General features: G+C 69.0%; 25 protein-coding genes. 8 read left to right on the top strand and 17 right to left on the bottom strand.

Features of this window, described 5'->3' with window-relative positions; genetic code table 11:
* Window positions 1-10 precede the first annotated feature (10 nt).
* From ACH34T_RS33530 to ACH34T_RS33520, 3 genes are all read left to right on the top strand, one after another.
* On the top strand, window positions 11-556 hold the full coding sequence (locus ACH34T_RS33530; protein ID WP_396024963.1) for a GNAT family N-acetyltransferase: 546 nt from the start codon (window positions 11-13) through the stop codon (window positions 554-556).
* 348 nt (window positions 557-904) lie between these two features.
* A complete protein-coding gene (locus tag ACH34T_RS33525) occupies window positions 905-1,531 on the top strand; it encodes a DUF4360 domain-containing protein (RefSeq protein ID WP_396024962.1) in 627 nt (208 codons plus the stop codon).
* An 84-nt stretch (window positions 1,532-1,615) separates the two neighbouring features.
* A complete protein-coding gene (locus tag ACH34T_RS33520; RefSeq protein ID WP_396024961.1) occupies window positions 1,616-1,975 on the top strand; it encodes a hypothetical protein in 360 nt (119 codons plus the stop codon).
* Window positions 1,976-2,056: 81 nt separating this feature from the next.
* Here the strand turns inward: ACH34T_RS33520 and ACH34T_RS33515 are convergent, their stop codons facing one another.
* Together ACH34T_RS33515 and ACH34T_RS33510 are read right to left on the bottom strand one after the other, a co-directional pair.
* The gene (locus tag ACH34T_RS33515) at window positions 2,057-2,638 is read right to left on the bottom strand and encodes a hypothetical protein (RefSeq protein ID WP_396024960.1); all 582 of its coding nucleotides are present in this window, start codon (window positions 2,636-2,638) and stop codon (window positions 2,057-2,059) included.
* A gap of 226 nt (window positions 2,639-2,864) precedes the next feature.
* On the bottom strand, window positions 2,865-3,473 hold the full coding sequence (locus tag ACH34T_RS33510) for a hypothetical protein (protein WP_396024959.1): 609 nt from the start codon (window positions 3,471-3,473) through the stop codon (window positions 2,865-2,867).
* Between the two features lie 540 nt (window positions 3,474-4,013).
* Here ACH34T_RS33510 and ACH34T_RS33505 point away from each other — a divergent pair.
* Window positions 4,014-4,850 carry a S1 family peptidase gene (locus ACH34T_RS33505; RefSeq protein ID WP_396024958.1) on the top strand — a complete coding sequence of 279 codons (837 nt, stop codon included), beginning with the start codon at window positions 4,014-4,016 and terminating at the stop codon, window positions 4,848-4,850.
* A gap of 54 nt (window positions 4,851-4,904) precedes the next feature.
* Complete coding sequence (locus ACH34T_RS33500) at window positions 4,905-5,285, top strand: hypothetical protein (protein WP_396024957.1); 381 nt, start codon at window positions 4,905-4,907, stop codon at window positions 5,283-5,285.
* Between the two features lie 138 nt (window positions 5,286-5,423).
* On the opposite strand, the gene ACH34T_RS33495 is transcribed toward ACH34T_RS33500, so the two are convergent.
* Genes ACH34T_RS33495 through ACH34T_RS33470 form a run of 6 tightly spaced genes read right to left on the bottom strand, consistent with a single transcriptional unit; the run spans window position 5,424 to window position 7,317 of the window.
* Window positions 5,424-5,624, bottom strand: a complete 201-nt coding sequence (locus ACH34T_RS33495; RefSeq protein ID WP_396024956.1) for a DUF397 domain-containing protein — start codon at window positions 5,622-5,624, stop codon at window positions 5,424-5,426.
* A gap of 2 nt (window positions 5,625-5,626) precedes the next feature.
* The gene (locus tag ACH34T_RS33490; protein ID WP_396024955.1) at window positions 5,627-5,830 is read right to left on the bottom strand and encodes a DUF397 domain-containing protein; all 204 of its coding nucleotides are present in this window, start codon (window positions 5,828-5,830) and stop codon (window positions 5,627-5,629) included.
* A gap of 2 nt (window positions 5,831-5,832) precedes the next feature.
* Entirely contained in the window at window positions 5,833-6,036 is a 204-nt protein-coding gene (locus tag ACH34T_RS33485; RefSeq protein ID WP_396024954.1) for a DUF397 domain-containing protein, read from the bottom strand.
* A gap of 2 nt (window positions 6,037-6,038) precedes the next feature.
* Complete coding sequence (locus tag ACH34T_RS33480; protein WP_396024953.1) at window positions 6,039-6,242, bottom strand: DUF397 domain-containing protein; 204 nt, start codon at window positions 6,240-6,242, stop codon at window positions 6,039-6,041.
* A 2-nt stretch (window positions 6,243-6,244) separates the two neighbouring features.
* Window positions 6,245-6,457, bottom strand: a complete 213-nt coding sequence (locus ACH34T_RS33475; RefSeq protein ID WP_396024952.1) for a DUF397 domain-containing protein — start codon at window positions 6,455-6,457, stop codon at window positions 6,245-6,247.
* The gene (locus ACH34T_RS33470) at window positions 6,454-7,317 is read right to left on the bottom strand and encodes a helix-turn-helix domain-containing protein (protein WP_396024951.1); all 864 of its coding nucleotides are present in this window, start codon (window positions 7,315-7,317) and stop codon (window positions 6,454-6,456) included. Before ACH34T_RS33470 ends, ACH34T_RS33475 begins: the two co-directional genes overlap by 4 nt.
* 122 nt (window positions 7,318-7,439) lie before the next feature.
* Here ACH34T_RS33470 and ACH34T_RS33465 point away from each other — a divergent pair, with 122 nt between their 5' ends.
* Together ACH34T_RS33465 and ACH34T_RS33460 are read left to right on the top strand one after the other, a co-directional pair.
* Window positions 7,440-7,667, top strand: coding sequence for a hypothetical protein (locus ACH34T_RS33465; RefSeq protein ID WP_396024950.1), 228 nt, complete (start codon window positions 7,440-7,442; stop codon window positions 7,665-7,667).
* 110 nt (window positions 7,668-7,777) lie between these two features.
* Window positions 7,778-8,092 carry a hypothetical protein gene (locus tag ACH34T_RS33460; RefSeq protein WP_396024949.1) on the top strand — a complete coding sequence of 105 codons (315 nt, stop codon included), beginning with the start codon at window positions 7,778-7,780 and terminating at the stop codon, window positions 8,090-8,092.
* Between the two features lie 47 nt (window positions 8,093-8,139).
* On the opposite strand, the gene ACH34T_RS33455 is transcribed toward ACH34T_RS33460, so the two are convergent.
* The gene (locus tag ACH34T_RS33455; protein WP_396024948.1) at window positions 8,140-9,990 is read right to left on the bottom strand and encodes a Xaa-Pro dipeptidyl-peptidase; all 1,851 of its coding nucleotides are present in this window, start codon (window positions 9,988-9,990) and stop codon (window positions 8,140-8,142) included.
* 89 nt (window positions 9,991-10,079) lie between these two features.
* Window positions 10,080-10,796 carry a TetR/AcrR family transcriptional regulator gene (locus ACH34T_RS33450; protein WP_396024947.1) on the bottom strand — a complete coding sequence of 239 codons (717 nt, stop codon included), beginning with the start codon at window positions 10,794-10,796 and terminating at the stop codon, window positions 10,080-10,082.
* 94 nt (window positions 10,797-10,890) lie between these two features.
* On the opposite strand from ACH34T_RS33450, the gene ACH34T_RS33445 reads away from it, so the two are divergent.
* Window positions 10,891-11,634, top strand: coding sequence for a siderophore-interacting protein (locus ACH34T_RS33445; protein ID WP_396024946.1), 744 nt, complete (start codon window positions 10,891-10,893; stop codon window positions 11,632-11,634).
* A 4-nt stretch (window positions 11,635-11,638) separates the two neighbouring features.
* Here ACH34T_RS33445 and ACH34T_RS33440 read toward each other — a convergent pair whose 3' ends face one another.
* The 7 genes from ACH34T_RS33440 to ACH34T_RS33410 form a co-directional block, all read right to left on the bottom strand.
* The gene (locus tag ACH34T_RS33440) at window positions 11,639-12,913 is read right to left on the bottom strand and encodes a thymidine phosphorylase (protein ID WP_396024945.1); all 1,275 of its coding nucleotides are present in this window, start codon (window positions 12,911-12,913) and stop codon (window positions 11,639-11,641) included.
* A gap of 4 nt (window positions 12,914-12,917) precedes the next feature.
* On the bottom strand, window positions 12,918-13,322 hold the full coding sequence (locus ACH34T_RS33435) for a cytidine deaminase (RefSeq protein ID WP_396024944.1): 405 nt from the start codon (window positions 13,320-13,322) through the stop codon (window positions 12,918-12,920).
* Window positions 13,323-13,326: 4 nt separating this feature from the next.
* Window positions 13,327-14,685, bottom strand: coding sequence for an ABC transporter permease (locus ACH34T_RS33430; RefSeq protein WP_396024943.1), 1,359 nt, complete (start codon window positions 14,683-14,685; stop codon window positions 13,327-13,329).
* Window positions 14,682-15,941 carry an ABC transporter permease gene (locus ACH34T_RS33425; RefSeq protein WP_396024942.1) on the bottom strand — a complete coding sequence of 420 codons (1,260 nt, stop codon included), beginning with the start codon at window positions 15,939-15,941 and terminating at the stop codon, window positions 14,682-14,684. The genes ACH34T_RS33430 and ACH34T_RS33425 overlap by 4 nt, the downstream gene beginning before the upstream one ends.
* Window positions 15,938-17,464 (bottom strand): ABC transporter ATP-binding protein, encoded by a 1,527-nt coding sequence (locus ACH34T_RS33420; RefSeq protein WP_396024941.1) that lies wholly within the window; start codon window positions 17,462-17,464, stop codon window positions 15,938-15,940. Before ACH34T_RS33420 ends, ACH34T_RS33425 begins: the two co-directional genes overlap by 4 nt.
* A gap of 149 nt (window positions 17,465-17,613) precedes the next feature.
* Window positions 17,614-18,675 carry a BMP family protein gene (locus ACH34T_RS33415; protein WP_396024940.1) on the bottom strand — a complete coding sequence of 354 codons (1,062 nt, stop codon included), beginning with the start codon at window positions 18,673-18,675 and terminating at the stop codon, window positions 17,614-17,616.
* 178 nt (window positions 18,676-18,853) lie between these two features.
* Window positions 18,854-20,146 (bottom strand): M20 family metallopeptidase, encoded by a 1,293-nt coding sequence (locus tag ACH34T_RS33410; protein WP_396025000.1) that lies wholly within the window; start codon window positions 20,144-20,146, stop codon window positions 18,854-18,856.
* Window positions 20,147-20,438: the final 292 nt, after the last annotated feature.

Genomic DNA, 20,438 nt, shown 5'->3' with positions numbered 1-20,438 from the left:
GGAGGCCGCTGTGCCAGAACATCCGCTGCACCTTCGACAGGCGACGACGCCCGACGTCCCGGCCCTGCTGTCGCTCATGGACTCCGTCCTCAAGTGGCTGGTGGCTCAAGGCAGGCCCCAGCAGTGGGGGACGGTGCCCTTCTCACAGAAGCCGGGCTTCCCCGACCGGGTCGCCGACTGGACCTCCCAAGGCGTCGTCACCATCGCCGAACGAGAGTCCACCTGCGTCGGGCTCCTGGCCGCCGCGCCCATGATCCCGCCGCGCATCCCCGCCGGCACGGTCCCCGACGGCTCGCTGTTCATCTACACCGTGATGACCGACCGCGGCCCTGACGGCCGCGGGGTGGGCTCGGCTCTGCTCGCCCACGCCGAGCACCTCGCCAGGACGCATCACGCCCCCGCCCTGGCCTTGGATCACTGGGCGGACAGCCCGGAACTCGGACGCATCTACGACGAACACGGCTACGTCACGGCCGCCGAGTACACCGACGAGCAAGCCGGGACCACAATCCGCAACCTCGTCCGCATCCGCCACCTCCCCGCCCCCACGACCTGACATCAAGCCCGGGGCTCAGGCTGCCCGTCCGGCACGTCCATGCTCGGCGGCGGGGGTTACGCCGGAAGAAGCGGAAAAATTGAGGAGTCCTTTCCGGAGAATCGTCCGGCATGGACCATCACCGCCAGGCTCGGCCACAACGACACCGGCTGCGTCCCCTATACGCTGCACGGGAGAACGGCCCGCAGCGCGTTAAATGTGAAAGAGAATAGAATATCAATCAACATTGACTCTGTTCCAGACACAGAATTAGCCTGACGGGAGGAATCTCGGGCCAAGCCGGGATCACTGCGGCCGTGCCGAACCGCAGGCACGGCTTTCGCTCGCGCCCGACCTGGAAGGCTGACCATGATGAATACCGGACGCGCAGTGCTCGCGGCGATAGGCGCGACAATCGCCCTGCCCGCCTTGACCTCCCCCGCCGCGGTCGCCGATCCTCCGCCCAAGGGGATAATCATCGAGATAGTGACCGTCAACGGGGCAGGCTGCCCGGCCGGGACGGTGGCGGTCGCCCTTTCGGAGGACTTCAGCGCCTTCACCATTACACGGAGCGGCATGCGCGCCGAGGCGGGCGGCGTCTCGAACCCGGCGGACGCCCGGAAGGCATGCCAGGTCGCTATGAAGATCCACGTTCCGCAAGGCCACACCTACGCCATCCGGGCGGTCGAATACAACGGCACCGCGCACCTGGAGCCCGGCGCCACGGGCATCATGACGACATCGGCCTACCTCCAGGGCATGCCGAAACCGCAGCCGAGGACCAAGACGCTCAAGGGCCCCTTCTCCGGCCCCTGGCGGCTCGTCATTCCCGACGAAGACCCGATCTACAGCCCGTGCGGCGAGCAGCGCAACTTCAACATCTCCACCGAACTGCGCGTCGACCCGGGCACGTCCGACCCGTCCAAGCCCAGCTACATGGACATGGACGGAAAAGAGGTCTACGAATTCGCCTGGAAACGCTGCCCCATCACCTGAGCTTCCGCGGCTGACCGCAGGCTGGAGAACAGTTCACATCAGCCGGCTTGATCGGCAGGACCTCTGCGCCTGATACTGAATTCCGTGCGTCAAGCATTCGCCCACGAGGCGGTCGTCACCATGGACCCCGGCGGGGACGTCCGGGCACCGGGCGCGGCCATCACGGTCGCATTGTGCGGACACTGGGAGCACCGAACGCCCTGCCCACTGGCTCCCCACCACACCGACGCACGCCGTTCCGGCACTCGGGTGCGGCTACGGGTGCTGTTCGCCAGCGAACCCGCTGCCGAAGCCGACGTCCGCAGCCGCATCGAACAGGCCCTGTCCGCGTCCCTCCTCACGGGCCCGGACGGCGTGACCACGCACTGGCGACTCTTGACCACTCAGCCGAGCGCCGTCCACGCCGACGAAGCCGAACACGCCGCACAACTCGTCCAAGCCTGAGAACCCGCGACCACCATTAGGCGCCGACCGGGGAATTCGGCCAGGGAGTGCGTTCAGGCCTCGGCGTCGCCTCCGAGCCACTCAGCGAACGGCATCGGCAGGACGCCGTCGGCCCCGCAGCACCAGGTAGACATTGAACGCGATGATCACGCCGAGCCCGGCCAGCCCCAGCCAGAACCCGAGACCGACTCCGACCTCGCTTCCGATCTGGTCGAAGAACTTCGCACGCTCGACCGGCGGCAAAGTCGACGTAAGGATCGACATGAACTCATCTCGTTTTGCGTCCCGCCAATGCGAAGCCCACAGCCCGGTCGCCACCAGAAGTCCGCCGGATACTGCCGTTGTCACGGCGGCGGCGAGGCTTCGCTTCCGTGGATTACGCACCAAGGCGGTACCCGCACCGACCACCAGGGCGACGAACAGGGTGACCGTGAGAATGCGGACCGCCACGGAGAACAGGTCCGCGTCAGTGGCGATGTTCCATCCGGTGAACGATTCATCGAAGATCCGCTTCAACCTCGGATCAGCCGATCTCGTGCTGGCGGTGACGCAGGGCACGAACAGGAGGATCAGCAGAACAAGCACGCACCCGATCGGGGTGACCAGCCGTGTCACCACCCGCTCAAGGAAATCAGCCGGTTCATGATTCTGCACGTCATTCATCTGCCGGACTGTAGCCAGGCCACCCCGGGACCGGTCCCTGGATCGGCTAGCGAGTTCACCTCGTAGGCGAACACACGCCAGGCCACACGACCGAACGCGTGCTCGGGACCGTCCAAATCCCCGGAGTCCCGCGACGCCGACCCGGGGAATCCTGCTAATGACTCCCTAACGGTCCCCAACCACGTCCGCACGCCCATATCGAATCGTTCGCCATCATATGGCGGTGCTATTTCTCCTCGGTCCTGACCTCCGGAAACAAGAAGGGGTCGCTCCAGTTGTACACGCGGGCGGCGATGAGGCGCAGTGTCCCACCACAGGACGCGGGAGCATCGAGCCGTGCGGTCAACGTGACGGTGTCGGAAGGAATTTCTATGTGACCAATGAATTCCTCGTGGGTGAACGGAAAACGGCCGCTGGTTTCACCCAGTCGCCATTGGACCCGACTGCCGGGGGCGCAGAGCCCGGTCGGCTCGAAGTCGATATAGCCGTCGAAGTAGTAAATAGTGTCTTGCCAAAAAACCCGGTCCAGCAACCTGTCCCTCAGGCGCGGGAGAGTGAAGGTGGACGTGATCGGCCGCCCGACGGACAGCCGGTACGTCAGTGCCGAGCTGGCCTTCACGAGGCGGTTGTCCGATCCCGGCGCGGTGGCTTGCCCGGGCCGGGCGCCGGCTGTCACCCAAGCCGGGTTGAATGACCTCGTCTGGTCGTTGTGAACCATGTCGATGACCCGAACACAGACGACGGCGACCAGTAGGCCGATGAAGCTGAACACGAAGAGAAAGGCCGCCCCGGCGATGGACATGTCGAACAAGCGGTCCTTGAGCCTGGGGCTCATGGCGCGTCTTGTCGTCGCACTCCGGTCCTCTGCCACCTTTCGGCCTCCCGCGACGAACTCGATCACATCGAGCCTATGCCGCCATCACCTCCAAGCCAAGATCTACCGGCTTAAGGACGGCCCAATATGAACTTTTCCGAAAGAACTCCACCCATTCGTTTCTAGGCTCGATTACGGCACCCATATCCGGTGCTTGCGCAGTTGCGGTGGCGTCGGACTTCGCGCGGTGGCCAACACCACGCTCCGGCTGCTCCTGCGCCGCCGGACGTCCGCCGCACCGAGTGGCCGTTCAGCCCACTCGCCTGACGGGCGCCTTGTCGTTGCCGGGCGCGGGTGCGGACGAGCCGGGCGGAGCCTGCTCGGTAGTGAGTCCTCTACCGGGGACGGGTAGCTGGCCGGATGGTCCGTCATGCCGGGCGGCTTCTAGCCTTGGCCGCAAGATCACCAACGAATGATCTTCAGTGCGAGGACTGGACTGGTCGTCGAGCACACCGGCTCGTCTCGAACCGCACTACCGCACCCACAGGAAGGACATGCACCGTGCGCAAACGTCATTTAGCCCTGCTCGCGTCGGCTGTGGCGCTGGTCTGCCTCGGCCTGGCCCCGCCGGCCGCGCTGGCCGCGCCCACCCCGCCCGGACCGGGCGATCCCACCACGATGATCATCGGTGGTGAGGACGCGACCGAACCGTACTCGTTCATGGTGTCCTTGCAGAGGGGCCAGGGTCAGCACTTCTGCGGTGGCAGCCTGCTCAACGATCGATGGTTGGTCACCGCCGCCCATTGCGTGGAGAAGGATCAGCCCGGAAACCTCCAGGTCCGCGTCGGAAGCCTTCGGAAGAGCGAAGGCGGCACCGTCCGGGGCGTCACCCGGATCGTCCTGCATCCCGACCGCGACCCGGACCACTTCGACGTGGCACTGGTCCAGCTCGACCAGCCGGTCACGAACGAGCCGATCCCCCTGGACGCGCGGCAGCCCACCGGGACCCCCACCCGGCTCCTGGGGTGGGGATGCGCCGCGATCGCGCCCAACATCACCTGCCCCGACTCCCCCGAGATCCTGCAGCAGCTCGACTCGGCGATCCTCGAACCCGCGGCCTGCGTGAACGTGCCCACCCCCATCGACCCGGCCTACGAGGTGTGCACCGGCAACCCGGACACCAAGACCGGCCCCTGCTTCGGCGACTCCGGTGGCCCGCTACTTCGCGGCACCCCCGCCGGGTGGCGGCTCATCGGCGCGTTCAGCCGGGTCGAGGCGCTGCCGTACGACCCCGGCAAGCCCTCTCCCCAACTGCCCGACTGCAGCACCGGTAAAGGCATCTACACCGATGTGACCGTCCAGCACGAGTGGATCGACAGCGTGATCTCCGCGGCCTGACCCCAGGCTGTCCGTCCCGATGCGACCAATCCAACCGGAACAAAGGAGATTGTCATGCGTACGAGAATCCTGGCAGGAGCGGCCTTGGCCACCGCCACGGTCGTGGGACCGGCGGCCGCCCCGGCGCTGGCCGCCCCCGCCCCGTCGGCCCTGGCGTGCGAGGCCGCGTTGAGCGCGGACGAGGTCACGACCAACGACCTGGGGACCCACGCCGCCGCCATCTGGTCCGTCCAGTGCGCCGAGGACCGCCGTGTGAAGGTCACGATCGACTACGTGACCGGGCGCAAGGTGGTCTCGGAGACCGATGTCGCCGCCGGGGAGCAATGGCAGGCCCTCGACTTCACGCCGTCGCCCAATGGCGCGGGTGTGAACGCCGTCATGTCCGTCTACGAGAACGGCCAGCTGCTGAACCAGCTGGCCATCAACTGGGACTAGCCGTCTCCGGGGAGCACCCGCACGATCCAAAGCGTGGTGTCGACCGCTAGAAAGCGGTGGCGAGGGAGCCCAATTCCGTCCGCACAGACCGACATTTGGCTCCCTCGCCCCCGCACGCAGATGTTCCCGGATGCCGTCTTATGGCATGCCGTGCTGGTCCGCCTTAACCCGGTCAGCGAACACCCGCCACGCCACACGACCGAACGCAAGCCTGGGCCCGTCCGGGCCCTTCGAGTCACGCACCCCAACCGTGACAACAAGGTCCGCGACCTCTACACACTCGCCGCCATGCTGATCGCTGCGGCTGCTCTTGCGCCAGCGAACGTTTCGTGCGCTCACGGCTAATTCTCCAGGTCGAACTCGCTGGTCTTCACGCGGTGGGTGAACGTCCGCCACTCCGCGGCGGTGAACGCGAGTTTGGGGCCGTGCGGATCCTTGGAGTCACGAACCGCGACCGAGGGAGCGAGGTCCGCCACCTCCACACACTCGCCGCCCTGACCACTACTGTGGCTGCTCTTCCGCCAGTGAGCGTCCTGTGCTCTCACGGCTAACCCTCCAGGTCGAACTCGTTCGACTTCACACGACGAGCGAACGCCCGCCAGGCCACCGCGCCGAACGCCAGCCTGGGACCACTCGGGTCCTTGGAATCACGCACCGCAACTGCATCAATAAGGCCTGCGACCTCGACGCATTGACCGCCCTGGCCGCTGCTGTGGTCACTCTTACGCCACTGGACGTCCGAGGTGCTCATGGCTATTTCCGCGAGTTAAGGTCGCTGGACTTCACACGGTGAGTGAATATCCGCCACTCGGTCATGCCGAACGCCAACCTCGGGCCGTCCGGGTCCTTGGAGTCTCTCACCGCGACCGCACTAGCCATGCCCGCGACCTCGACGCAGTTGCCACCCTGGCCACCACTGCGACTGCTCTTGCGCCAGCGAACGTCCGCCGATCTCATGGCTAGCGTTCCAGGTCGAACTCGTTCGCCTTCACCTGGTCGGCGAACGCACGCCAGGCCGCACGACCGAGCGCCAACTTGGGTCCGTCTGGGTCCTTCGAGTCGCGCATCGCGACTACGGCCGCCAACTCCGCGACCTCCACGCAGTTACCACCCTGACCACTGCTGCGACTGCTCTTGCGCCACCGGAGCTCCGAAAGGCTGGAGGTGCTCACGTGTACTCCTCCATAATCTCGTTGATCATCTTGAGGGAGTCCTCGGTTCGGAACGACTCTCCCATCACCAGGTCGAAGCGTACTCTGTACTCGGCAACCTTCGTGCCCTCCTCCATCACCTGACTGATTTCCGGACCCTCGTGGTAGGCGATATCCACGCCTCTGGGGAGGCTCAGCACGACAAAGGCCCCGTCAAGGGCGGCGTAGGTGACGGATGAAAACGGAAGCACTCGGACTTCCACTCGGGGATTTGAGGTAGCTGTATCTACCAGGTGCAACAACTGCTCCGCCATCACGGCCGGGCCGCCGACGCCGCGGCGTAGGACGGCCTCGTCGAGGACGAACCACATGCGAGGCGCGTTCTCTCGCGTGAGAAGCTCCTGCCGTTCCATTCGCGATGTAAAGCGCTCCTCAAGCGCATCGACGGGGAGCCCTGAGCTTAATACCGCGCGAGCGTAAGCAGGGGTCTGGAGCATTCCCGGAATTACTTGGGCTTCGTAGGAGCGTATGGTGACGGCCTCCACCTCGAATTCGGTGTATTCCTCGAATCCGGGTGGGGCGGCGAGGTGTTTGCCCTCTCGTTTGATCTCGCGCCACATCCTCCAGAACATTCGCTTCGGCGTCCTGAAGTACACGTCCAGGTCGTCAGCGGTGGCCTCCGACGGCGGTTTCTGAGCGGTCTCCAGCTTTTCGATCCACCCTGGCCTGCAGCCGAGAGCGTCCGCGAGTTGACGGCGTGAGAGGCCAGCGTCCTCGCGGAAACCGCGGAGGACCGCGGAGGACCGCGGAGGACCGCGGAGGACCGCGCCGAAGGTTCGTAGAAGTGGAGCCCGGGTGTAGTTGTCCTCGTCGCTCGTCATGAGGGTTGTCCCTGCCGTCTTGGGGGGTGCTCTGGGGTGTGTTGGGGCCATAGCTGAGTGTAGTCGAGCGTGTGAGGGTGGTCACACGGAATTGGTCAAGGCGAGCAACCAGGGGATTCCGAATGGACGCGCGAGGGCGGGACGAGCGGGAGCTGGAGCGGCTGCGGGCCGACTTCGGCGGGTGGCGGATCTGGCGGGCCGTGAAGCGGGACGGTCGGCTCGGCGAATGGGTCGCCAGCCTGCATGATCCCGCGGTCGGGGTCGAGCCGACGGTGATGGTCCCGACGGCGCCGCTGCTGCGTGAGGCGCTGCTCGGGCAGGCGGACAGGGCCCAGGTCAGGAGCCTTTGATCACGACGGTGGCGGGTGCGTCATCGTCCTCAAGCGCGGCGCGGCCGGTGCGCATCCCCCCGAGCCCACCGGCCGCGTCGCTCCACCCCAAGGCGAGTGAGGTGAGAGTCATGAGTGCGGGGAAGCATGCGGTGACCGGCGTCCTGTCCGGGCGGCGGAACGAGCGGCTCGTGCAGCTGAAGGCGCTGCGGGACGCGGTGGACGAGCGGCAGGAGCTGGCCTGCGGGCTGGTCGAGCAGCGCGGGGTGACGTGGGTGAGCGTCGTCCGGGTCGGTGGGTCGCGGCTGGTGGAGGTCGGGTGTGACTACGTGCGGGGCGCGTGGTGGTTCACGTGGAGTGACGGGCGGCCCATCGCGCCGGTGCGGAATGTCGAGGGGGCCGTTGGCGCTCTCGTGCGGGAGTTGGTCGAACCGTGCCGGGAGTAGGCGAAAAAGGGGACGGCCCCGCTGTTTGGCGGGGCCGTCCTTGGGGGTCAGTGGGTTAGAGGGAGGGTGAGGGTGCTTTCGCGTAGGTCGACGTCGACCTTTGTGCCTGCGGGGTAGCGGAGGGTGTAGGCGTGGTCGGTGGCGAGGATCATCAGGCCGATGCGGTGGCCCTTCTTGAAGACGTAGTCGTAGGGCTGCATCGGCCAGGAGAACGTGTATTCCTTGCCGGGCTTGACCGGGGTGCTGTGCCAGATGGATTGGCGGTTGCGGACGTCCGTCCAGCCGCGGGTCACGATTTTGAACGGGGTGACAGCGGTGATGTATTTGCGGACGGCGCGGCAGCCCTCGTTACCGGGGATCGAGTCGCCGTAGCACCAGGTGTCGGACGTCCGGACGTAGCCGGAGACGCGCTCGTCGGTGCCGTAGTCGACCAGGATGGCCGACAGGTAGGGCGATTTCCCGTTGATGGCGGCGCGGAGCTTGATTTGGGCCGTGCCGCTTAGCTTCATTGATTGCTTGAGTTCGGGGGTGAGGTAGATCAGGCGGTTGGGGTCTGACTTGTCGGGGGCGGCGGCCAGGTCTTCGGCCTTGCGGGACGGGTCGTCCACGAGGTGGTGAGTGCCGTGGCCGGGCTTTCCTAGGCCGTCGGAGTTCAGGCCCAGGTGGACGGGACGCGCGGAGGGGGCCGGCCAGTCGCGGTGCGTTTCCCAATTGCCCGGAGTGCGTTCGAGGTCGACGCGGGGCTGGCGCATGATGTCGTTGCGGACGTCGTAAAGCTCGTGCGCGAACCAGAGGTTCAGGGCGTCGAGCCATTTGGTCTGGCGGACGTCCAGGGGCTCGTCATGGGCGGCCTGGTGAATCCAGAGTTTGCGGTGCACGCCTGCCTTCTTCAGGCCGTCCCAGAGAAGGGACATCTGGAGCGGCTTGACGTTCCAGTCGGCGAGGCCGCCGGTCATGAAGACGCTGGCGCGGAAATGCGGGGCGCTCTTGGCGAAGTTCCGGTCGTCCCAGGTGCGGTTGTAGTCGCCGGTGACGCGGTCCATCTTCTTTTCGAGGTCGCGCATGACGGGCGCGCAGACGGCCGGGTTCTTGCGGGAGAGGACGACCTTGGCGTGCAGGTCGAGGTCCTCGCCCGCGAAGCCGTCGGGGGCGACGACGCCGCCGTTGGCGCGGTATTCGTCGTACCAGTTGGAGACGCCGGAAATGGACACGACGGTCTTGAGGCCGCGGACGCGGGTCGCTGCGGCGGCGAGGGGCAGGGTGCCGTCATAGGACTTGCCCGCCATGGCCGCATTGCCGGTCGACCAGTTCGCGTCGACCTTGTCGCCGTTCGCGTCGTAGGCGACGGCGTCGCCGGTGAGCCATTCGACGACGGATTTCATGCCCTGGGCCTCGTTCGGGCCGACGGCGGTTGGGCAGCCGTCGGAGTCGCCGGTGCCGAGGGTGTCGGCGGCGAGGACGGCGTAGCCGCGGGAGACGAAATAGTTGTCGTAATAGGGGAACGCGTAGTTCGGCGCGCCGGGCGGGCCGGACGGGGGCGTCCACGGTGCGAGGCGCGGATAGTCGGTGACGTCCGCCGGGTGGTAAGGCGTGTCGTGCAGGCCGCCGTAATAGGGGCTGCCCTCGATGATGGAGGCGACCTTGAGGCCGCCGTTCGTCTCCTTAGGACGGGTGACGTACACGGACACGCGGTCGCGTTTTCCGTCCCCGTCGCTGTCCACCTTGGTCTCGACGAAAACCTTCTCGCGAATGGCGTCCTTGTAGGAGAACGTCGGCTGGGTCTTGCCGTCTTTCACGACGATGTGAGGACGTGCCGTCTCGGCGTAGGCGGGCACGGTGGCGGCCACCAGGGTCGCCATGCCCGCGAGTGCCGCGACGGGCAGGAGTGAGGGTCTCAAATCCGCTCCCTGATCACTGAAAGAAACCTGCTCAGCTTTCCAGAGCGGCGCGGACCTGCGTCAACGGTGATTGTTAACAAAGCGGCCGGTCAGGCCGGTGGCGGTTCGTAGTCGAGGCCGAGCATTCCGGCCATCTCCTGGAGGCATTCCTCGTAAATGGGTTCCACGTCGGTGTAGATGTAGTCGAGCTGGTTCAGGACCTCCATGCACAGGAGCCCGTAGAGCCTGATCCAGCAGGACGTCGTCACATAGACGACTTCGACCGGCACTTTGACGCCCAGCCGGTCGACGTAGACGCGCAGTTGTTCGCGCACGGCGGGCGGCACGTCGTCCGGGACGGGGAACGGGTTCGTCTCCCACAGCGTCGCGATCTCCTCCTGGAAGACGCGTTCGAAGTCGCGTCCGGCGAGGTTGCGGGCGGAGTCGGGACTGCGGGTGACCGCGGCGGGGACGGGGCTGGTGAAGATCCAGCCGAACTCGGCGGGGTGCGCGATCGCCCAGCCGCGCATGGCGCGGCAGGCCGCGAGGAGGCGAGCCGAGATCGACCCGCCGGTGCGGGCGCGGGCGTCCCGGGCGGCGCGCATCTCGGCGGCCAGTTCGGCGAAGAAGTCGGCGGTCACGGCCTGGACGAGGTCGTCGTGCCCGGAGAAGTAGTGGTAGAGGGCGGGCCCGCTCATCCCGACCTCCCGCGCGACGGCGTTGATCGTCACGGCGGCGGGGCCCCGCGTGGTCAGCAGCGTGCGCGCCGCCTCGCGGATCTCCGCCAGGGTCTCCTGCCGGAGCCGGTCGCGGCGGCTGGATGGCATGGGCGTCCTCCCCGGGTCGTCGATGGGCGTTGACAGTCTAGGGCTTCTATGTTTCCTTAATACCTCTAAAAGAATCTAGAAGGAGTAAGGAGCCATGGCCCGTAACCCGCTGAACCGGCTGGTCGGCAAGTACGCGATGGAGGCGAAGGTCACCGGCGTCGGGGACGTCACACCGACGATGAAGCGCATCAGGCTCGCCGCCGAGGCGCCGATCGAGTACCGCTACACGCCCGGCCAGCACGTCCGGATCCAGATCAACGACCCGCTCTCGATGTACGGGCTGCTGCGGCCCCTGGAGACGCTGCGCAGCTACACGATCTGGGAGTTCGACCGGGACGCGCGGGAACTGGAGCTCCGCGCGCACCTCTACGACGGCGACGGCATCGGGCTCCGGTGGGCGCGGGCGGTGAAGGCGGGCGACACGGTGACGTTCTGGTGGCCCCAGGGGGACTTCTCCGTCCGGGACGCGGACTACCACGTGTTCGTCGGGGAGGAGACCGCGTCCGTCGCGTTCGGGCCGATGCTGCGGGAGCTGGACGCGTCCGCGCACGTCTACGGCGTGCTGGAGAGCGAGACGCCCGAGCTCGACCCGCCGCTGCCCGGCCCGCACACGCTGCGCCGCGTGCACCGGGAGGGCTCGCCCGCGACGTCGTCGACCGTCACGCTCGACGCGGTGTCACGGCTCGACCTCCCCGAGGAGCCGGGCGTCGCCTATGTGGCCGGGGAGGCGCGGACGTGCCAGATGGTCCGCGACCACCTGGTGCGCGAACGCGGGTGGCCGCGCACGTCGATCAAGGTGAAGCCGTTCTGGACGCCCGGCAAGCGCGGCCTGCACTGAGCGGCTAGGCGATCCGGTCGATGACCAGAGGGTGGAGGGACGGGGTGCCGCCCACGGTGATCTCGTAGGCGCCGTCCAGGGATTCCAGGGCGCGGGGCAGGCGGGACTCGTCGTCGGTGTGGAGGGTCAGGAGCGGCTGGCCCTCGGACACCGTGTCGCCCGGCTTGGCGTGGCAGGTGATGCCCGCGGCGAACGAGACCGGGTCCTCCTTGCGGGCCCGGCCCGCGCCGAGACGCCACGCGGCCACGCCGACGCCGTACGCGTCCAGGCTGGTCAGGACGCCCGAGGACGGAGCGTTGACGGTGTGGGTCTCGCGGGCCGAAGGGAGCGGCGCGTCCGGGTCGCCGCCCTGGGCGGTGATCATGCGGCGCCAGACGTCCATGGCGGAGCCGTCCTTCAACGCGTCGGCCGGGTCCTTGGACGTCAGGCCCGCGGCGGCGAGCATCTCGCGGGCCAGGGTCAGGGTCAGCTCGACCACGTCGGACGGGCCTCCCCCGGCCAGCACCTCGACCGACTCCGCGACCTCGACGGCGTTGCCGACCGCGTTGCCGAGCGGACGGTCCATGGCGGTGAGGAGGGCGGTGGTGCGCAGGCCGTTGTCGGCGCCGATCGCGACCATGGTCTCGGCCAGCTCGCGGGCGTTCCCGACCGTCTTCATGAACGCGCCGGAGCCGACCTTGACGTCCAGGACGAGCGCGCCCGTCCCCTCGGCGATCTTCTTCGACATGATCGAGGAGGCGATCAGCGGGATCGACTCCACCGTGCCGGTCACGTCGCGGAGCGCGTACAGCTTGCGGTCGGCGGGGGCCAGGCCGCCGCCCGCGGCGCAGACCACCGCGCCCGCGGAGCGCAGGACGTCCAGCATCTCCGCGTTCGACAGCGACGCCCGCCAGCCGGGGATCGACTCCAGCTTGTCGAGCGTCCCGCCGGTGTGGCCGAGGCCGCGGCCGGACAGTTGCGGGACGGCGGCCCCGCACGCCGCCACCACCGGCGCCAGCGGCAGGGTGATCTTGTCGCCGACGCCGCCGGTGGAGTGCTTGTCGGTGGTCGGACGGTCCAGCGCCGACCAGTCCATGCGCTCGCCTGAGCGGATCATGGCGTCCGTCCAGCGGGCGACCTCGGCGCGGGTCATGCCGTTCAGCAGGATCGCCATCGCCAGCGCCGCCATCTGCTCCTCGGCGATCGCGCCGCGCGTGTAGGCGTCGACGGCCCAGTCGATCTGGGCGGGGGTCAGCGTCCCGCCGTCCCGCTTGGCGCGGATGACGTCGATGGCGTCCAACGGATCACGCCCTCTCGATCAGGTCGTCGGGGCCGAACGCGTCCGGCAGGACGTCCGACATGGGCAGGATGCCGGTGGTCGTCTCGATCAGGATGGACGCGCCGCCGTGCTCCCAGAGGAGCTGGCGGCAGCGTCCGCACGGCATCAGCGTGTTGCCGTGCCGGTCGACGACGACCACGGCGACCAGGCGCGGGTTCTCCGACTTGCCGGGGCCGTGCAGCGCCGACACCACGCCGCACTCCGCGCACAGGGCGACCCCGTACGCGGCGTTCTCGACGTTGCAGCCGGTGATGATCCGGCCGTCGTCCACCAGCGCGGCGGCGCCGACCGGGAAGCCGGAATAGGGGCAGTACGCGCGCTTCATCGCCTCCCGCGCGGCATCGCGCAGGGCAGGCCAGTCGATCTCCATGGCCTTATCGTGCCTCACCGCGTCTGTATCGGAGGCCGTTCGCGGCGGGCATGCGGAGGCGCTGGCTGGCCAGGGCCAGGACGAGCAGCGTCGTCAGATGCGGCGTGAACGAGACCAGCTCGCCGGCGACCTCGTCGCTCCGCAGGAACCAGACCAGCAGCGCGACGGCCGCGACCAGCGCCAGCACCGAGGACCGGTAGGCGTTGCGGACCTCGCGGTGGCCGAGATCGGTCACCGCCTCCGGACGCAGCCGCGTCGCGCGCACCGCCTGCCACACCGCCACGCCGACGAGCAGGATCGCCACGAACAGCAGCAGCGCGTGGACGGCCCCGCCGCCGCCCCGCACGTTCATCGCGTCGGTGTAGCCGAACAGCAGCGAGCCCGCCATGAGGCCCCCCGGACGCCAGTTACCGAAGATCATCGCGGCGAGGCCGATGAAGCCGCGGCCGTTGGTCTGGCCGTCCTGGTAGAGATTGCCCGCGACGGTGACCAGGAACGCGCCCGCCAGGCCGGAGAACCCGCCGGAGATGATCACGGCCGCGTACTTCATCCGGTAGACCTGCACGCCGAGCGACTCGGCGGCGTACGGGTCCTCGCCGCAGGAGCGGATGCGCAGGCCGAACGGCGTCCGCCACAGGATCAGGAAGCTGAGCGGCACCAGCAGCAGCACCACGAACGTCAGCAGCGACATCCCGCTGGTCAGCCCGCGCAGGATGCCCGCCAGGTCGGACAGCAGGAACCAGTGCCGGCCCTCCAGCGAGCCGAGCCAGTCGGGACTCTGCCAGCCGCCGATCTTCCCGCCGGACAGCACCGGCAGCGTCAGCGTCGGTATCGAGTCGACGGGCGGCGACTGCCGGGGCCCGCCGCCGAGCGCCTTCGCCTCGCCCTTGTCGAAGATCAGCCCGGCGAGGAACTGCGTCAGCCCGAGCCCGAGAATGTTGATCGCGACACCGGACACGATGTGGTCGACGCCGAACGACACCGTCGCGATCGCGTGCAGCAGCCCGCCGAGCGCGCCGCCGATGACGCCCGCGAGGACGCCGATCCACGGGCCCCACTGGTAGCCGGCCCACGCGCCCGTCCAGGTCCCGAGGATCATCATTCCTTCGAGCCCGATGTTGATCACGCCGGAGCGCTCCGACCAGAGCCCGCCGAGCCCGGCCAGGAAGATCGGCACGGCGAGACGGAGGGAGGCGCTGACCGTCCCGCTGGACGTCACCGGGTTCGCCTCGTCGATCACGCGGACGAGCGAGAGCAGGACGAGCAGCCCCGAGGCGATCAGCAGGTAGTGCGGCCAGCGCAGCCTGCGCCTGCCGTTCGCGGCCTTCTTCGGCGCCGCCGCCGGTGCGGTCGCGGTGCTCATGAGGCGCTCCCCGTGCCCTCGTGGGCCAGATCGTGGCCGGTCGCCAGCTCGGCGGCGACGGTCCGCTGCTGCAACCGGATCTCCCAGCGCCGGACGAGCTCGTACACGATCACGACGGTCAGCACGACCACGCCCTGCATCACCCCGACGATCTCCTTCGGCACGTCGACCTCCTGGAGCACGTCGGAGGTCTGGTCGAGGAACGCGAACAGCAGCGCGGCGAGCGCGATGCCCGCCGGATGGTTGCGGCCGAGCAGCGCGACCGTGATGCCGGTGAAGCCGAGGCCCGCCGGGAAGTTCAGCGAGTACTCGTAGGACGCGCCGAGCAGCTCCGGCATCCCGATCAGCCCGGCCACCACCCCGGACGCCACCATCGTGTAGACGACCATGCGGCGGGCGTTGACGCCGCTGGACTGCGCCGCCGACTGGGACAGCCCCGACACCTTCAGGTCGAACCCGAACCTGGTGTGGTTGATCACGACCCAGAACACGATCCCGACGACGACCGCGAGCGGCAGCAGCCCGTACACCTCGCCCGGCAGGTCGAGCCCGACGGACGACAGGAAGCCGTTCAGGGAGCCGACGCGCCCGTCGTCCGGAATCTGCGGGGTCGCGACGTTGTTGCTGCCCGGCCGGACCTCGGCGAGCCGCTTGTCGTTCAGCAGGTACGCGATCAGGCCGGTCGCGATCGCGTTCAGCATGATCGTGGACAGCACCTCGCTGACCCCGCGGGTCACCTTCAACACGCCCGCGATCGCCGCCCACAGCCCGCCGACCACCATCGCCGCGACGATCACCAGCATCTGGCCGAGCGGGGCCGGGAGGGTGACCGCGCCGCCGAGCACGGCGGCGAGGAACGCGGCGAGGCGGTACTGGCCGTCCACGCCGATGTTCAGCAGCGCCATCCGGAACCCGATCGCCACCGCGACCGCCGACAGGTAGTAGCGGGTCGCCCGGTTGACGATGTCGACGATCGAGTTCTCGGTGGTGCCGTAGTCGATCATGCTCTGCACGGAGCTGACCGGGTCGGCGCCGGTGATCCGCAGCAGGATCATCGTGATCGCGAGGGAGATCAGCAGCGCCAGCACCGGCGCGCCGATCCGCAGCGCCAGGCCGGTCGGGCCCAGGCCACGCAGGATCGCCTTCCACGCCGGAACCGGCTCCGGAACGCCCGGCGGCCCCGTCTCCTTCTTCGCCTTGGACAGGTCGGGGCCGGGCTTGTCGTCCTGCGGGGGCGGGTCCTTCGGGTCGCTCATGAGCCGGCTCCGGCGCCGGTCATCGCGGAGCCGAGATCCTCCGGCGTGACGGTCCGCGGATCGACCTCCGCGACCAGCCGCCCCCGGAAGATCACGTGCAGGGTGTCGGACATACCGATGAGTTCCTCAAGATCGGCGCTGATCAGCAGCACGGCCAGCCCGGCCGCGCGGGCCTGCCGCAGGTGGTCCCAGATGGCGGCCTGGGCGCCGACGTCGATGCCGCGGGTCGGATGCGCGGCGATCAGCAGGTGCGGCTCGCCGGACATCTCCCGCCCGACGATCAGCTTCTGCTGGTTGCCGCCCGACAGCGCGGCGGCGGGCACGTCGATCCCGGGCGTCCGCACGTCGTACGCCTGGACGATCCGCGTCGTGTCGCGCCGGGCGCCGCGCCGGTCGACCCACGGGCCGCGGACGTTCGGCGGCTGCGTCTGGTGGCCCAGCATGCGGTTCTCCCAGAGCGTCGCCTCCAGGACGAGCCCGTGCCGGTGCCGGTCCTCCGGGATGTAGGCAATGCCGGCCTCGCGGCGCTTCCGGGTCGCCCAGTGGGTGATGTCGTCGGCGCCGTAGCGGATCGTCCCGGCGTCGGAATGCCGGATCCCCATGATCGCCTCGATGAGCTCGGTCTGCCCGTTGCCCTCGACGCCCGCCAGCCCGACGATCTCGCCGCGGCGGATGCGCAGCGACACGTCGTCCACGACCGGACGGCCCTGCGGGGTGAGCACCTTCAGGCGCGAGACGTCCAGCTGGACGTCCTCGGTGACCGTGGACTCGCGCAGCTCGGGCGTCGGCAGCTCCGACCCGACCATCAGCTCCGCCAGCCGCCGCGACGTGACCTCCCGCGGCACGAGCCTGGTCGCGACCGTCGTGCCGCGGCGGATCACCGAGATCGTGTCGGCGACGGCCAGCACCTCGTCCAGCTTGTGCGAGATGAACAGCACGGTCAGGCCCTCGGCGCGCAGCTCCCGCAGGTTGCCGAACAGCTCGTCGACCTCCTGCGGGACGAGGACGGCGGTCGGCTCGTCCAGGATCAGCACCCGGGCGCCCCGGTACAGCACCTTGAGGATCTCCACCCGCTGCCGCTCGCCGACGCCGAGCGTCTCGACGAGGACGCCGGGGTCGACGCGCAGCCCGTACGCCCGCGACATCTCCTCGATCCTGGCGCGGGCGGCCGCGAAGTCGATGCCGCCGAGGCGCCGGGGCTCGGCGCCGAGGATCACGTTCTCCAGGACGGTCAGGTTGTCCGCCAGCTTGAAATGCTGGTGGACCATGCCGATGCCGCGGCCGATCGCGTCGGCCGGGGTCCGGAACGAGACCTGCTCCCCCTCGATCTCGATCGTGCCCTCGTCCGGCCGCTGCATCCCGTAGAGGATCTTCATCAGCGTGGACTTGCCGGCGCCGTTCTCACCGCACAGCGCGTGCACCTCGCCGCGCTCGATGGTGAGGTTGATGTCGCGGTTGGCCACCACTCCGGGGAACCGCTTGGTGATCGATGTCAGCCGCACGGCCGGCACCTGCTCAGGCACGAGTGCCCCTCCTCCTGCCTCGGACGACCTGCCTCGGACGACCTGCCTCGGACGGCCGCACCGGGCGTCAACCCGTGGAATCCGCGGGTGACGCCCGGTGCGCGGTCACGGCCCTGTGAAACGCGGCGCGTCCCGCACCCGGCGTGGGATCACGCCTTTGTCGGGACCTTGATCGTGCCGCTGACGATGCCGGACTTCAGCTCGTCCAGCTTGGCCTTGATGTCGTCAACGTGGCCGCCGGTCGGGGCGTAGCCCACGCCGTCGTTCTTCAGGTCGTACTGCTTGGTGCCCGCCTGGAAGGCGTTCTTCGCGACGCTCTCCACGAAGTCGTACACGGCGAGGTCCACGTGCTTGATCATCGAGGTGAGGATCTGCTCCTTCACCCCGGCGACGGCGGGCTGGTTGTACTGGTCGGAGTCGACGCCGATGGCCCACTTCTTGGCCCCGCCGACGGTCTTGATGACGCCGATGCCGGCGCCGCCCGCGGCGTGGTAGACGACGTCCGCGCCCTGGTCGAGCTGGCCCTTCGCGGCCTCGTTGCCGAGCCCGGTGTCCTTGAAGCCGTTGAAGTTCGGCGGCTGCGTCAGGTACTTCGGCGGCAGGATCTTGATGCCAGGCTTGGCCTTCTTCGCCCCGGCCTGGTACCCGGCGTAGAACTTCACGATCAGCGGCACGTTGACGCCGCCGATGAACCCGATCGTGCCGGACTTGGACTTCAGCGCCGCGGCCGCGCCGACCAGGTAGGACCCCTGCTCCTCGGCGAAGCAGGCGCCGCTGACGTTGGCGCCCTGGACCTTGCACTGGTCGGCGTCCACGACGAGGAACTTGGTGTTCGGGAAGTCCTTGGCGACCTTGACGATCGCGTTGGTGTAGGCGAAGCCCACCCCGATGACCGGGTTGTAGCCCTTGTTGGCCATCAGCCGCAGGCGCGACTCCTTGTCGGCGTCCGGCTCGTCCGGCTTGGCCGAGATCTCCTCGGTCTGGACGTTCAGGTCCTTCTTGGCCTTGTCGAGCCCGGCGGCCGCCGAGTCGTTGAACGACTGGTCGCCGCGCCCGCCGATGTCGAAGGCGAGGCCGATCTTGAGGGTCTTCTTGTCGCCCCCGCTCCCGCCGTCGTCGGTGTCGGCCTTCTTGCCACCGCAGGCGGAAGCGCTGAGCGTCAGCGCAGCACCCGTCACGGTGACGAGCGAAATCTTCAGTCCACGGCGCAAGGTAGCGCTCCTTCCGTTCCCCACCCACGGTCCGGCGACCGCACCGGTCACCGAAATCGATCGGACGCTACCTCGCGAATATGGTCAAACTTCCCGCATGCACTGATTCGCAATAGGTCCGTTACCAAGGCGTACGCATAACGCCACAGGTCAGCGCCGCAGGTCAGGGGGGAGGAGGCTAGGCCAGCGCCGCACCCTCGATCGGTTCGGCGTCGCCGGGACGGCCGCCCTCCCACAACGCGGTCAGCGCGGTCGCGCTCAGCACCCGCACGCCGACCGCGACGCAGCGCTCGTCCACGTCGAAGTCGCCGCGGTGCAGGTCGTACTCGCCGGACGAGCCGGGGGTGCGGACGCCGAGCCTCGCCAGCGCGCCGGGGATCGACTCCAGGTACCAGCCGAAGTCCTCGCCGCCGAGGCTCTGCGGGGTGGGGACCACGCCGTCCTCGTCGATGACCTGCGCGGCGGCGTCCCGGAACATCTGCACGCTGGTCGCCTCGTTCACCGTCGGCGGGACGCCCCGGACGTACTCCAGGGACGCCTCCACGTCATAGGCGGCGGCGACCGACTGGAGCAGCGCCTTCATCATCTCGGGCGCGCGGTGCCAGGCGTCGTCGTCCAGGCAGCGGACGGTCCCCTCCGCGATCCCGTCGTCGGGGATGGCGTTGGCAACGGACCCGGCCGACACCCGTCCCCACACCAGCGACAGGCTGGAGCGCGGGTCGACGCGCCGCGACAGCGCGGACGGCAGCTCGGTGACGATCTTGGCGAGGGCGTAGACGAGGTCGGCGGTCAGGTGCGGCCGCGCGGTGTGCCCGCCGGGTCCGGTGACCTTCACGTACACCTTGTCGCAGGCCGCGGTGATCGGGCCGGTGCGCAGCCCGAGCTGCCCGACCTCGATGCGGGGGTCGCAGTGCAGCGCGAACGCCCGGTCGACGCCCGCGATGCCGCCTGCGGCCATCACGTCCAGCGCGCCGCCCGGGGTCTCCTCGGCGGGCTGGAACAGCAGCCGGACCCGTCCCGGCAGCAGCCCCGCCTCCGCCTGCTGCGCGAGGAACAGGCCCGCGCCCAGCACCATCACGGTGTGGACGTCGTGGCCGCACGCGTGCGCGACGCCCGGGACCGTCGACCGGTACGGGACGTCGGCCTTCTCGTCCTGGAGGGGGAGCGCGTCGATGTCGGCGCGCAGCGCGACCGTGCTGCCGTCCGTGGGCCCGATGTCGCAGAACAGGCCGGTGCCCTTCGGGAGGATCACCGGCTTCAGGCCCGCCGCGCGCAGCCGCTCGGCGAGCCTCTTGGTCGTGCGGTGCTCGGAGTAGCCCAGCTCGGGGTGCATGTGCAGGTCACGGCGGAACGCGATCAGCTCGTCCTCGTGCGCGGCGAGGAACGCGTCGAGCTGCGGCTGGAGCACCGCGCCGCCGAGCACGGCCGACCCCGCGGACGCGGCGCCCGCGGCCGGGGGGCCCGGGACGATCTCGCCCGCCACGGGCTGCTGCTGCAGAGCTTCGTCCGGGACCGTTCCTTCCTGGGCGGTTTCGCCCTGGACGTCCTTCGGAACGTCCTTCGGGACGTCCTCGCCGCCGGGCTGGTTCCCCGCCGCCGACACGGTGTCGCGCGCCGCCGTCCCCGACGGCGGCACCGCCTCGTCGCGGCCCCCGGGGCTCGCTGGCCCCGAGGCGGTGGGTGGTTCAAGGCCGGGCATCACCCCGGGCCCCGGATGTGTCATGTGCGCCCCCTGCGCGACAGCGGAGCCGGAGGGACTCCGC

Origin of the sequence: Actinomadura sp. 9N215 (assembly GCF_044326345.1) — a bacterium.
Lineage (GTDB): Bacteria > Actinomycetota > Actinomycetes > Streptosporangiales > Streptosporangiaceae > Spirillospora.
The sequence above is the reverse complement of the archived record's forward strand: the minus strand, read 5'-3'. Positions and strand labels throughout refer to the sequence as shown.